We start from the raw sequence: 12,780 nt of genomic DNA on the forward strand, positions 1-12,780 counted from the left end.
TATACTTCTTTCTTAATAGGTTTCGCTGTTACCTCACCATGTTTGTAGGCATTTACAAGAGGCGCACAATTCGCTGCTTGGATAGCAATAATCTTCGGCACTCTCTCTATTAATCCATTTTCCAATAACTCTTTAAAACCATAATATGCACCAAGTAGAAGTGTACCGTTACCAACTGGAATAATTAATACATCAGGCGCACCTTTTAATTGTTCAAAAACTTCATAGGCATATGTTTTCGTTCCTTCATAAAAGTATGGATTATACACATGACTTGCGTAAAATACATTTTCTTCTTCTACTGCTCTTTGAGCAGCAGCTGCAATGTCCTCTCGTGTACCACGAATTTCTTTAATCGTTGCACCATGAGCTTTGACTTGAGCAATTTTTTTCGGGGATGTTTCGTCGCTTAAATAAATATCACAGGCAATATTACAACGAGCTGCATAAGCTGCGATCGCCGTTCCTGCATTACCACTACTATCAGCAATGACCTTTGATACCCCTAATTCTTTAGCCTTTGTCATCAAACAACGGCCCCTCTATCTTTAAAGGATAATGTAGGCATCATATAATCAACTTTTACATACGTATTTGGCTCCATAGGATCTAGAACGATTAATGGTGATTGACCTTCACCCATTGTCACGGATTCCCATGTCTTAGAATCTTTTTCGAATGGCATAGTTTCAAAATAACGCCATAATGAGTTTGGATAGTTATTCCAAACTTTAATATCAACTTTCGGGGTATCTTTTACTATGTTTAATACTCCCCCACACTCACATTTCCATATAGTTGGTGTAATATCATGCATTTTCCCACAACTGTTACAAATAAATTGTTTCATCGTTAATCAATCCTTTAAACAATATTAACTAATTTTTTTCATACAAAACAGGAAAAAATAAGACTAAATATATGCAATGGCATCAATTTCAATTTTGAATCCAAAATGTAATTCATTTGTTGGTACAACGGTACGTACTGGTTTATGTTCACCGAAAAATTCCTTATATACAGTATCTACTTTATCCCATAATTTCACATCCGGAATATATAATGTCATACGCAAAATCTTCTCTTTTTTACTTCCAGCTGCTTCTACAATCATTTCAACATTCTTAAGTGCTTGTAATGTTTCTTCTTCAATTGTGCCAAATTTCTTTTCACAGGTTTCTGGATTAATGGCAAATTGCCTGATACATAGACAGTGTTCTGATTAACTGTTGCTAATGCATAGTGCCCATTAGATTTTAAGTTTCCTACTTCAAATATGCTTTTCATTTTATTCTCCTTAACTTGATTTAGCTTTGATTTCATCCAAATAACTAAAACTGTTACTTTGGAAATGCCTTACATAGATGCGACCTTCCAGCAGATCCTTCATTGAAAAAATGCCTATTTCGTCCATCAATCTTATTAATTCAATCCTTTAACGGCGTTTCATGACTGGTTATTCGTAAATATTTAAAAGTTTTCCTTTTTCAAGTGATATAGCCTTTTCATAGACAGCAACTGCAACGGCTGTATCTTGAATCGCACTACCTGTAGTATCAAAAAGCGCTCTCCATGCCCGTTAAGTAATCATTAGATGAAATCATGAAGGCAATTTCAGAGCTGCTAAAGTAGAAGCTCAGTGTTACCCATTGCATTTAAATCGATCATCGTTACTCTTCCTTCCATTATTAAATATGTGAATAAACTGAATCAATCAGTAAAATACAAAATCATTTACTGCAGTTTTGCCCGACAGTCGATTTGGATTTCTTCAACAACTTCGCCTTTGGAAAGCAGTAATATTTCATTTTATCGGCTCCTTTTTATTTTTTTGATAAGCTTGTGGGAGTGAGTATTTTCATGGTTGCAATTGAGTAGGTAGGATTTAATAAACTTTTTTATCAACTAATCGATGACCAAAGTAGTCATCAGTTTAGGTTAATTGTAAAAATTACAAAGGAGATTTAATTATTCAACTCAAAAAAGAAACTTTTATATGACTTAGTTTGAAAACGCATAAAAAATTATATAAAATAGAATTAAATCATTATCATTTATTAAAATTATATAAAAATTTATAAAAAAGTCAATACAATAGAGATTTTTGTATAAAAAATTATATATTTTATACAAAAAATGATTCGAAGAATTAGTTATCGTTTAAAAAGAAGGGACCATCTTATGAATATCAGTAATAAAGAATTAAAAAAGTACATCCCAATCGCTAATTTAATCGCTAAGACCTTTGGACGGAATTGTGAGGTCGTCATTCATGACTTAACCGTTCCTCAAAACTCAGTGATTTACGCTGTTAATAATCATGTAACAGGAAGAAAAGTTGGACAGGCTTTCGATCACCTAGTGAAGCAAGTGCTTCTATCTAGTAAGTTTGAGAATGATTATTTGGCAAATTATAAAATACGTACCGACGATGGAAAGGAAATAAAATCATCTACTGCTTTAATTAGAGATTCGAACGAAAAAGTTATTGGGGCACTTTGTGTTAATTATAGTTTTGAAAGCATGATTCATTTTAAGGAATTTCTAGATGATTTTATGGGTATTGGACAAGATGAAGAAGAAGAAGAAGAAAATGAAGAAGAAAATGTGGAACTTATGGAAAATGTAGTAGAAATTGCAGACGATTTAATAGATCGCATTATTGCCAATCACGGAACCGAAGAGTTAAAAAGAAAAGAAAAAATTAAATTAATCAAGTTTATGGATGAGAAAGGGATTTTTCTAATCAAAGGATCTGTAGATAAAGTGGCAGAAAGGCTTGGTATTTCAAAAGTTACCGTATACAGTTATTTAGATGAAATAAAAAAACAATTGACTGAGAAATGAAAAAACCAGTTATATATAACTGGTTTACAGTGTAGACAAAAGGCATTTGGAAATGTCCTCATTTTCCAAACGCCTTTTTGTTTTCTAGATAACTTTTTTCCCTACTTAAGTATACTCCCCCGTTTCAAAGTGATTCTTGCACCAAGCCACCCAAAATTGAAAATACTTACTGCATAGTATAGGTCAACCACGCACTAACTTCGAAAAAGGTTGAACATGAAAAGCAGATTTTCCACTTAAGGAATATCAGCTTTCTTCTGTTTTGTGAGAATATATACTTAACCGAAACTGCTGCGTTCGTCAATATCTTCTACATCAATGTTAACATAATATTCCAATAATTGTATCAATAAAATGGCGACCAATTTTCTTGATCGCCCTGTTAAACTCTTGCCCTCGTTAGTTGAGTATGTGGAATCCCTACTCTTCGTAGACCTTAACAAATACAGAACCGTGCAGACTATCACCAACATAAGCATCTAATTTCCACATACCACTTTTGGGTAGAGATATGTTTGAAGGCATATGCTTAACAGCACCATTATTTGCGCCTCCTAATGTCTGTCCTTCTATTAGAGTAATGGTTTTATCATTCAATTCATGAGTAGCATTAACCGTCACTTCTCTAACATCAAATTCTTCCTGGTCTCCCCAAAAATGCCACATATATTTATTTGCCTCACCGGCATAAAACCTTGTAACATCATCATCGTAAATAAAACCTAATCTGTCCTCTATGCCTAGCATAGTATATCCATTCGATTCAAACATTTCACTTTCTTCCCAATTCTCTTCTTGAGTACATCCAGCTAGAAAGAGAGAAAAAAGCATCAACAAAGAAACTAATAAAAGATCATATTTTTTCATATATAACCTCCATTCTAATAATCACCTTATTCAACTCTTCTCCTTACATTAGTTGAACAAGAGCCCTCTGATTGCTCAAGCAGAAAGTTTTTATCTTCTGAATAGGCCTTCACATCATAACCTGTTTCTTCTTTAACCTCCCTAATACAGGCAAACTCTGGACTTTCACCTTCTTCGATCCCTCCTGATGGAACAGCCCATTCATCCGAGTCAAAAGCCCTTACCATTAACAATTCATTACTTCTACTAATACAGACCGCTGCTGATCATAACCAAATTTTCACTAATATTCTTCCAAGCTCTATATAGCCTCTTCTTAAACTATTCTGTCGTTGCGTTTTGATGAAAGTCTGTTAAATCAACATAATCATCAACAATCACACCTTTTTTAACATAATCTATTAACTTACTAGTTTCAGATTCTACTTTTTATCTACCACGATCCGTCTTAAACCAATTATCGATTCTCGATGTACGATCATTCACAGCACACAAAGTAAATTCAATCCAATCAGGCATGTATGTTTTTAGGGTTAAATAAAGTCTGCGCATATGAAAAGCTGTCGTCACAACAATTACACGCTTAATATTATGTAAATCAAATGCTCGATCTAAAACTAGCATCGAAGATAATACATTTTCTTTCGTATGTAGTGATAAGTCTTCAACTAAAACATCCTTCTTAGGGACACCTTGTTCAATAGCTTTTTCCTTTAGTAAGTGTGACTCTGGCAAACTTGAACCTTCCCAAGTCACACCTCCTGAGAATAGAATTTTCCCTGCTCTACCTTCTTGATACAACTGAACAGCTATAGGTAAACGGTACTGCACAGCTTTACTACTCCCTGGAACAAATATTAAATCACCATTCTCAAAATCGTCTTCAATGTTTTCATATAAGAGCTCTGTCATTTGTAAATCAGTAAGTTGGTCAGGTTCTAGCTGGGATATTTTAACTAACATAGTTCACCTCACTGTTGGTTATTGGATATAACTTAACAAACGATCAAAAGAATCGACCTCAGCAAAAGGTTTAATTTCAGAATTATTCTGGATCTGACGAGGGTTAAACCATATACCGTCTATACCTGCATTTTGACAGCCACCAATATCATTTTCTATGTGATCTCCAACAAATAATGCATCTTCAGGTGGCACATTAAGCTTATTTAATGCTATTTCAAATATACGTTTGTCAGGTTTACTGAACCCTACTTCTTCAGAAATAATGATTGTTTCAAACCATTCATTTAAAGGGTCTTCGGAATATATAGTGGAAAACCCAGTTTAATAGTTTAACAACAATTTAATCATAAATCGGATTATTTAGTGGAATATCATTATCCTTTATTGGTATAATTAACCTATCAAATGATAGGAGTGATGGTAATGAGAGAGTTTAAGTTTCGTGCTTGGATAAATTTGTACTCACATTGGCATATGACAAATGAAGTACAATATGTGGATGATAAGACACTTGAATGCAATTTAAAAATTATTGGTAATATCTATCAAAATCCAGAGTTGGTTCAGGTGTAATATGAACGACTTATTATTCCTCCCAGATCTTACAGCAATCGAACCACCACAAGAGAATGAAACCGATATGATGTTTAAAGTGGAAGCAATCTATCCTCCAGAACGTTGTCCAGAATGTGGTTTTGACAAGTTATATAAGCACAGCTCACGAAAACAATTGATTATGGATTTGCCCATTCGTTTAAAGCGAGTTGGCTTACAATTGAACCGTAGACGTTATAAGTGTCGTGAGTGTGACTCGACCTTTTGGGAACGTCTTATATCCATTGACGAAAAGCGTAGTATGACCAGAAGGCTGTTAGAATCCATTGAAGAGCAATCAATGTCTAAGACCTTTGTAGAAGTCGCAGAAAGCGTTGGTGTTGACGAGAAGACCGTTAGGAACGTCTTTAAGGACTATGCGGCATTTAAAGAAAGAGAATACCAATTTGAGACTCCTAAATGGCTTGGGATAGATGAAATACACATCATTCGTAAACCTCGTCTGGTACTTACCAACGTCGAACGGAGAACTATCTATGACATCAAAAAGGATCGTAACAAGGATACAGTCATTAAACGCCTTTTAGAGATTGAAGATAGGTCTTATATCGAATACGTCACAATGGATATGTGGAAACCTTACAAAGATGCAGTGAATATCGTCCTTCCACACGCTAAAGTGGTGGTAGATAAGTTTCATGTAGTCCGTATGGCAAATCAAGCCTTGGATAGTGTTAGGAAATCTTTAAGAACTAATATGACACCAAAAGGAAGAAGAACACTTATGCGTGATAGGTTTATACTTCTCAAACGCAGGCACGATCTAATCGACCGTGAATTGCTACTTTTAGAAACTTGGCTTGGAAATATTCCTGATTTGAAGGAAGCCTATGAACTCAAAGAAGAATTCTATAAGATATGGGATACGCCAAGTTCACAAGAAGGAGAAAAACGATATATAAATTGGCGTCAGCGTTGTGTATCCAGTAATGTTAAAGATGCTTATAAAGACCTTGTTAGAGCCGTAGACAATTGGAATGAAGAAATATTCAATCACTTTGATAAAAGACTTACTAACGCATATACAGAGTCTATAAATAGCATTATACGTCATGTTGAACGACTGGGAAAAGGATATTCTTTCGATTCTTTAAGGGCAAAAATTTTATTCAACGAAAAGCTTCATAAAAAGCGGAAACCTCGTTTTAATAAAAATGCTTTTTACGATGCTTTACCAAATATGTTTGACCACGTTACAGATCACAACGTTTCAGATAACTTTGGTATCGACTTCACCACATTTATTAAGGAGTTGGAAAAGGGAGAGCTATAAGTTCCGTTCCACCATAAATCCGAAAATCCAAGAAAAAAGCACCCTATATAAATTTCAGGGTGCTAGAAATATTATGTTACTGAACATTATTTATTAATAATTTGTACTTGCTCATGTTTATGGACATAATCTTCTGGTAAAGGAAGTTGACCATTCTCGTCCATTTTGTACTCTTTACCTTGAATTATAAATATAGTATTTTCATCATGTCCAAACTTTCTCCAGTCCTTCTCTTTCATTCCTCTACTCTCAAGATCAACTTCATGAATAACACCAGAAGGATCGATCCTATATCTTGTCGGTTTATTATTTATAGTGAAAGGCTCTTCGGTATTGATTCCCAATCTATTAAATCCTTCTAGTACTTCACTAGCTTCTCTTGCAGTATACATAATATTAATTCTTCCAGTCTCTGCAAACGTCTGTAAATGAGTTAAAAATTGCCTGTTTTTCTCTAGATGGACACGTTTCTCATCACTAATTTGATTATCGTAATGCAGTGTTTGAACGTAACTTGAATTTGAATCATTATTAAATTGATAGTTTATCAATCCATAATCTGTATCCACACTGTATACTTTGTTTTCTTCAATAGTTAAATTGTAATTTCTGTCAACCTGTAACCGTGGTGAAATAGATTTATCATTGTATTTCACTTTATTAGTTTTGGGATTATATATTTCTACATTCTTATTAGAATGAACACCATCAGTTCTCTCTATTGATTGTGAAACTGTGTTACGGAAATTTTGTTGTTGGACATTACTTTTATCAAAATAATTATTTAGTAATCTTTGAATACTAGGGACCATTTGACCTTTTCAAACCTCACTTCATCTCTATTTTATAATCTAAAGTAATCTTTGGAGTTAAAGTATAGGTAGCAGTTTCGCCTGGATAAAAGTCGGCAGAATGCCTAAATGCCCAACCCTGCTTTACCAAGATTTGATCACTCTTAGGTGCAACATCTAAATCACTAGGGCTATATAAAGGATAGGTTGCATCTATCCAATTTAAGCTAGAATTAGGTCTCAAACTTCTTTTTATACTATAAAGGCTAAGAGAAGATCGGTTAACTTCAGTACCCCCCACTGTAAAGCCTGTTAATATCGAGCCTTCAGGTATAGAATCTATGTCTGATAAATCAAAGTATTGTATCCTACTGGTAGTGTTAGTAGGTGTTAAAGACGAATTCAGAAGATTGATTTGGTACTCATTTCCATAATATAAATAAATAGGTTCCCCAACTATGACTCTTAAACTATAGGGATATTGGGTTCTCCCATCATCTGAAGGTGTGATGAATAAGTAATAGTCACCATAATTGTCAGTTGGGAATTCTACTTGTCTACTACCTTCCTCGCCAATTTCATTTCTTTGTATAATAGTATTACCATTCGAATCAGTTATCACTATGTCATAGGTTTTTTGTGATACAATAGTTAATTTCTCTGTAGGGTTCATTCCTAACTCAATTTTATAAACTCTACTGTCAGTATCTGAGTTGATTTCAGTTAGGTGATTCTTCTCCGGCATTGTTCTATCGGTCTTATCGTTTCTAGGCAATTCTATGGCATCTTCTACTTAATCCGGGGTGCTCGTATCCGCACTAATAGCAATTGGGGACATTAATAAAGTTACAAGAAATATTAAAATAAACTTTTTCATTTTGAGTACCACCTTTCAAAAATTTTGGGAATTGATTAACTTACAACTACAACAAATATAATAGTCATTATAAAGCTATAAGTAATATCCTTCCTTAAAAAGATATTATTTTTAATATCGGAAAAAATCCCATTAATTTAATAGTTATAATGTACTATTTTTTATTTAATTTTTATTCAAATTTTCAATTTATATTTAGATTCGCACTAATTATACATTGCATTAGGTATTGCAACAGAAGGCTTTTGAACTAAAACTTTACTATAACTATATGGGTAGATGAATAGAAAAGTAAATTAAATGCTTTTTTTATATGTTTTTAACTTCTAAAGTATATTGGATATTTTTTTCATAATTCATCTATAACGAAAGAGCATCTTTATGGAATTTAGTTAACTTTGGTATTCGTTTTTCCATATTTCTAAAGAAATTGAAGAAGGGTGAATTATAAGCCCTTTTCCACTATATATTCCGAAGACCCCATTTAAATGAGTGTTATTTATTTTTGCGTTCTGTCTCTGAGTTGAGCCGTTTGTTATAATGCCAACTTTAACTTGCTTCTTTATATTATTTATCGCATCGTTCGTGTTTTGGTTTATAGAAAAACAACGAGGGAAATGATAATCCCAAAAACCTTGTATGTCATTGTTGTTTGGCAAAGGATATATAGGTGGGAATTCATCGAAAAAAGGTTTTAGAACCTGTTCTTTATCACCATTGCCATAACCTTTTAGATCATGCTCTTTAAACCTCTGCAACATTTTGTTCTGTACTAATAGAGGAACATTCTCATAACACTTTTCATAGATAATCGAAAACATTTGATCAACGGCCTGATCTCTATTAAGTAATGTATCATCTAAATCAAATAACATTGCTTTATAACTTTTCATTTAACTCCCCCTTAAACCGTAAACTTCCAATGTTGAACCTGGCTTAAAAGCTATTTCCCAAATACTCAGTCCCTAATTCAATTTCTTTAACTGCCTTATCCAAATATACTTTATAAGCCTTGGAATTTGTTCTTGAGCTTACAATTTTACTTACTTCTTGATCAATATAATGAAGAGCGACACCGTCATCAGTGGCAAAACCTGATTTTACTTTACCCTTAGCTACAAGTTCGTGATAAGCAGGCCTTCTATTTTCTTCGCCATCATAATGAGGGCAATTACTTCCTTTTAAGAATCCTAAACATTTCAGTGGTTCGAGCTTATCTCCAAATGAATCAGAAACCCCTTCTTCAAACCAACAAATGGAACCTGCACTGATACCTGCTAATACTATTCCTTGTTCCCAAGCCTTTTTTAAAATCGCATCTATTCCCCATTCTTTCCATAAGATCAACAAGTTTTTGGTGTTACCACCACCAACATAAATGATGTCTTTCTCTAATAGAAAGCTTTCCAAGTCTCTTGTAGGTGGTTTAAATAGTGATAGATGTGAAGGTTTACAATTTTGTTTTTCAAAGAAGTTATAAAACCTTGATATGTAGTTTTCTGAATCTCCACTAGCTGTAGGAATGAAACAGATCTTGGGGGTTATTTTATTTGATTGATTAAGTACATATAAATCTAACAACGGATTTTCTGGCTCCATAGAGAAACCACCGCCTCCAAGAGCTATTATTTGTTTCATCAGCTTACCTTCCTTCTATTTTATGCCTTATTCGTTTGGCTATTTGTTACAGTCTTTATTAAATCTTCAATAGATCCAATACATTTCTCTACTTCAGATAAATGATAAAACGTACTCGCAGTTTCAAGGTCATTTACTTCATTATTGGATGAGTATAGATAAATTCTCTTTCCTTGTCCAAGTGCTATACCAAACTCTATGTGACTACCTTTCCCTCCTGGTAGTAAGACAATAATGAAATCTGCTTCCATTACAGCATTTTTTTCTTCTTGTCCTATAACTATTAGATCATGAGTTGTGGTAGCTCTTTCATTTTGTGTCCAATCATATGTTGGAATAAAACCGTTGTTTTTCAACTCATTACTAACCCTACGTACTGTATCTTTATTTTTAAAACTTGATGCGACGTAAAATTTTTTCATTAATTTACTTCCCCTTAATCAGTTAAACTACTTAATTTCAGTATGCCTCGAATATCATCCTTGAATAATCGTCCGTTTTGAATATATAAAATTACTCTTTATAAGCCTTATACCAATGATACGGCTGGATTTCTTTTAATGTTTTATAAAGCAACTTTCCTTCATCATTGGTTACAGCTGCTTTAACATTTTCTCCCCAGTAAAAAAGCCTTTCTTGACATACTCCACAGGGGGTTAATACTGTAAAATCAGCATTTTCATCTTCTCTTGCAACACAAATTGTATGCGTGACCGCCGTATTAAGTTTATGCGCTTCAAGGATTGCTCCAGTTTCAATACATAATTCAGTTGAAGCGTTGATCACGTCAGGTGATACACTTGTTAAGATTTGACCATCCTCGGTATACATGGCTGCGGCTCCACCCCAACCAGAAGGATATCTTTTTTCTATCAAGTCTATTGCTGTTTGATAAAGTTTTTGTTCGATGTTCATTTTCTTGCTCCTCTCTCCACCAATTGTTGATCGCCCAGTTCAACTTAAACTACATTTAGTTTTAAAGCCCTTGTAGCCATAAAAGTTTTTATGTGCCTGTCTAAAATTCTCGTTCCGCCAAAATCATCCTCATAAAATCCTGTAATAACAAATCCTGCATCAATTTGACCTTGAATTTGGTCTTCGAGGGTGTGAGCGTATTCTACTGTTTGACCTGAATTGATATAATCATCTACTTTATCCTCTGGTAAATAATCCAATGTTGATGAAGGAATTGAGTGTTTAACATCAAGAATACCTTTTCTTTCTTGATCATCATCAAATATCCATAATAAAGGGTTAGTAAATCCAGCAATTAAAACGCCTTGATTTTTCAACACTCTTGAAACCTCATTCCATACAGGCTGAACATCTTTTACAAACAAATTAGAAACAGGATTGACGACAATATCAAAATACTCATCATCAAAGTCACTAAGGTCTGACATATCACCTTGAATCGTTTTTAAAGTTAAGTCATCTCGTTTAGCTACCTTCTCATCTTGTTCCAATTGCTTTTTAGATATATCAGTCACTGTTACATCTGCTCCTGCCGCTGCTAGACTGGTGCTTGTTGACCTCCACCTGAAGCTAAGCAAAGGATCTTTAATCCACCTAAGGATTTAGGAAACCAATCTCTAGGAACTGACTTTTCAGTTGTGACAGTAATTTGCCATTCACCAGATTTGCTTTTTTCAATAACTTCACTACTTACAGCTTGAGTGTACCTAGATCCTTCTTCAACCTTTTGATCCCATGCATGACTATTTTGTTCTGTTGTATCCATTGTGTTCTCCCTAATTAAAGTTGTGACATTAATTATAGCTCTCTTTAACAACCTACCTTGTTAATAAATAGCTTTCATTCCGATTCCCCACATTTGGATTCATCCTTCCATTTCACATATGTATAAATCAATTGTGCAACAGAAGTAACAAACATAAGTACACTTGCCATAATAATCATTTGAATAGATATGTCTGCAATCATCATCATGATGATTGTCGGAATTATAAAAAGGCTGATCCATAATGTTCTAATGAACTTTGCCCTATAATTTAACTTCCAATAAACCAAACCTTTATCATTACCATTTCTCAATAGAAAGCCTCCCTCCTTATTAAACAATCGCAATCGTATGTTAAGAAGTATGATTTCATAGATATATTTTCTTAAAAATAAAGGTAATAACAAAATAAATGACGATTACATTCAATACAATACTAAGTGGATTAATTTATAAACCATCATTTCCAGTGAAGAAGTTGGTTCCAACCAATTGCTAGTAGGTTCTCTTTGATATGTTGTTACATTCGTAAAAGGATAGCCATACGTATATTTCCCCATGCCATCACTAATAAATCGACTTGGAATCAATATAGTTATTAAAGTACAAACCAATAGACTAAACCAAAGTAGTTTGCTATTAAGTTGTTTTAATGTAAAATGTTAAATAATAAATTAACCGCATCCATATTAAATCTCCTAACTCACACATAAATCTCTTAATCTATTGCTCTAATTTTATATCCGCAAGTTCTACATTATCTTTTAGATAGCCTGGCGCATCGGAACGGGATAAAATTTCAGAAATTGTCATCCAGATCACCTCATCAACTTCATCACTACTCTTAGCATAAGCCTCTCCTGATTTGTGCTCGCAAAGGAATACAAGGTCGATCACATTTAAACCCTTATCAGTGACGAATGAAGAGCTATTCACATACTTAGAAACCTCTACTTCAATGCCTACTTCTTCTAGTATTTCTCTATGTAAAGTTCTTTCTAAAATATCTCTTGAGTTTCCTTCGATTTCACACTTTCCACCAACTAGTGAAAGTAACCCACCAGCGTGCTCTTCTTTTTCGCTTCTTCGTATTAATAGCCATTTTCCATCACTATGAATGGCACCTTCTACATTTATTATGAACATAATTCAAACCCCTTTTTCC

13 protein-coding genes and 5 pseudogenes are annotated in these 12,780 nt (G+C 33.8%); 3 read left to right on the plus strand and 15 right to left on the minus strand.

The window, feature by feature from the left end:
- A pseudogene (locus A194_RS18075) lies at positions 1-850 on the minus strand (pyridoxal-phosphate dependent enzyme); the annotation flags it as partial.
- 63 nt (positions 851-913) lie between these two features.
- A pseudogene (locus A194_RS18080) lies at positions 914-1,287 on the minus strand (RidA family protein).
- A gap of 894 nt (positions 1,288-2,181) precedes the next feature.
- On the opposite strand from A194_RS18080, the gene A194_RS0109730 reads away from it, so the two are divergent.
- Positions 2,182-2,847, plus strand: a complete 666-nt coding sequence (locus tag A194_RS0109730; protein WP_017186660.1) for a helix-turn-helix transcriptional regulator — start codon at positions 2,182-2,184, stop codon at positions 2,845-2,847.
- 420 nt (positions 2,848-3,267) lie between these two features.
- On the opposite strand, the gene A194_RS0109735 is transcribed toward A194_RS0109730, so the two are convergent.
- The 4 genes and pseudogenes from A194_RS0109735 to A194_RS19790 form a co-directional block, all read right to left on the minus strand.
- Positions 3,268-3,714, minus strand: a complete 447-nt coding sequence (locus A194_RS0109735; protein WP_017186661.1) for a DUF4871 domain-containing protein — start codon at positions 3,712-3,714, stop codon at positions 3,268-3,270.
- 26 nt (positions 3,715-3,740) lie between these two features.
- The gene (locus tag A194_RS19420; RefSeq protein ID WP_272942210.1) at positions 3,741-3,965 is read right to left on the minus strand and encodes an NUDIX hydrolase; all 225 of its coding nucleotides are present in this window, start codon (positions 3,963-3,965) and stop codon (positions 3,741-3,743) included.
- Positions 3,966-4,143: 178 nt separating this feature from the next.
- Positions 4,144-4,677 (minus strand): YdcF family protein, encoded by a 534-nt coding sequence (locus tag A194_RS18090; RefSeq protein ID WP_017186663.1) that lies wholly within the window; start codon positions 4,675-4,677, stop codon positions 4,144-4,146.
- Between the two features lie 18 nt (positions 4,678-4,695).
- Positions 4,696-4,968: pseudogene (locus tag A194_RS19790) on the minus strand (HAD family hydrolase); the annotation flags it as partial.
- A gap of 135 nt (positions 4,969-5,103) precedes the next feature.
- Here A194_RS19790 and A194_RS20290 point away from each other — a divergent pair.
- On the plus strand, positions 5,104-5,253 hold the full coding sequence (locus A194_RS20290) for a hypothetical protein (RefSeq protein WP_017186665.1): 150 nt from the start codon (positions 5,104-5,106) through the stop codon (positions 5,251-5,253).
- 1 nt (position 5,254) lies between these two features.
- Positions 5,255-6,568, plus strand: a complete 1,314-nt coding sequence (locus tag A194_RS0109760; protein WP_017186666.1) for an ISL3 family transposase — start codon at positions 5,255-5,257, stop codon at positions 6,566-6,568.
- Positions 6,569-6,654: 86 nt separating this feature from the next.
- Here the strand turns inward: A194_RS0109760 and A194_RS0109765 are convergent, their stop codons facing one another.
- The 9 genes and pseudogenes from A194_RS0109765 to A194_RS0109810 all read right to left on the minus strand — a co-directional run bounded on the left by A194_RS0109765 (position 6,655) and on the right by A194_RS0109810 (position 12,761).
- Positions 6,655-7,380, minus strand: coding sequence for a hypothetical protein (locus tag A194_RS0109765; protein ID WP_017186667.1), 726 nt, complete (start codon positions 7,378-7,380; stop codon positions 6,655-6,657).
- 16 nt (positions 7,381-7,396) lie between these two features.
- On the minus strand, positions 7,397-8,134 hold the full coding sequence (locus tag A194_RS0109770) for a hypothetical protein (protein WP_017186668.1): 738 nt from the start codon (positions 8,132-8,134) through the stop codon (positions 7,397-7,399).
- Between the two features lie 575 nt (positions 8,135-8,709).
- Positions 8,710-9,129 (minus strand): annotated as a pseudogene (locus A194_RS18095) (HAD family hydrolase); the annotation flags it as partial.
- 43 nt (positions 9,130-9,172) lie between these two features.
- Positions 9,173-9,874, minus strand: a complete 702-nt coding sequence (locus A194_RS0109785; RefSeq protein WP_017186670.1) for a Type 1 glutamine amidotransferase-like domain-containing protein — start codon at positions 9,872-9,874, stop codon at positions 9,173-9,175.
- Positions 9,875-9,894: 20 nt separating this feature from the next.
- On the minus strand, positions 9,895-10,296 hold the full coding sequence (locus A194_RS0109790) for a nucleoside 2-deoxyribosyltransferase (RefSeq protein ID WP_017186671.1): 402 nt from the start codon (positions 10,294-10,296) through the stop codon (positions 9,895-9,897).
- A 91-nt stretch (positions 10,297-10,387) separates the two neighbouring features.
- Positions 10,388-10,789 (minus strand): cytidine deaminase, encoded by a 402-nt coding sequence (locus tag A194_RS0109795; protein WP_017186672.1) that lies wholly within the window; start codon positions 10,787-10,789, stop codon positions 10,388-10,390.
- A gap of 44 nt (positions 10,790-10,833) precedes the next feature.
- Positions 10,834-11,615 (minus strand): annotated as a pseudogene (locus A194_RS18100) (class I SAM-dependent methyltransferase).
- Between the two features lie 74 nt (positions 11,616-11,689).
- Positions 11,690-11,929, minus strand: coding sequence for a hypothetical protein (locus tag A194_RS0109805; RefSeq protein WP_017186673.1), 240 nt, complete (start codon positions 11,927-11,929; stop codon positions 11,690-11,692).
- A gap of 409 nt (positions 11,930-12,338) precedes the next feature.
- Complete coding sequence (locus A194_RS0109810) at positions 12,339-12,761, minus strand: NUDIX hydrolase (protein ID WP_017186674.1); 423 nt, start codon at positions 12,759-12,761, stop codon at positions 12,339-12,341.
- Positions 12,762-12,780 lie beyond the last annotated feature (19 nt).

It is taken from the genome of Alkalibacillus haloalkaliphilus C5 (assembly GCF_000269905.1).
In the GTDB taxonomy this organism is placed as follows: Bacteria; Bacillota; Bacilli; order Bacillales; family Alkalibacillaceae; genus Alkalibacillus; species Alkalibacillus haloalkaliphilus_A.

Coding starts and splice junctions, on each gene's coding strand:
- A194_RS0109730 (WP_017186660.1), top strand. CDS start 2,182: ATGAATATCAGTAATAAAGAATTAAAAAAGTACATCCCAATCGCTAAT.
- A194_RS0109735 (WP_017186661.1), bottom strand. CDS start 3,714: ATGAAAAAATATGATCTTTTATTAGTTTCTTTGTTGATGCTTTTTTCT.
- A194_RS18090 (WP_017186663.1), bottom strand. CDS start 4,677: ATGTTAGTTAAAATATCCCAGCTAGAACCTGACCAACTTACTGATTTA.
- A194_RS20290 (WP_017186665.1), top strand. CDS start 5,104: ATGAGAGAGTTTAAGTTTCGTGCTTGGATAAATTTGTACTCACATTGG.
- A194_RS0109760 (WP_017186666.1), top strand. CDS start 5,255: ATGAACGACTTATTATTCCTCCCAGATCTTACAGCAATCGAACCACCA.
- A194_RS0109765 (WP_017186667.1), bottom strand. CDS start 7,380: ATGGTCCCTAGTATTCAAAGATTACTAAATAATTATTTTGATAAAAGT.
- A194_RS0109785 (WP_017186670.1), bottom strand. CDS start 9,874: ATGAAACAAATAATAGCTCTTGGAGGCGGTGGTTTCTCTATGGAGCCA.
- A194_RS0109790 (WP_017186671.1), bottom strand. CDS start 10,296: ATGAAAAAATTTTACGTCGCATCAAGTTTTAAAAATAAAGATACAGTA.
- A194_RS0109795 (WP_017186672.1), bottom strand. CDS start 10,789: ATGAACATCGAACAAAAACTTTATCAAACAGCAATAGACTTGATAGAA.
- A194_RS0109810 (WP_017186674.1), bottom strand. CDS start 12,761: ATGTTCATAATAAATGTAGAAGGTGCCATTCATAGTGATGGAAAATGG.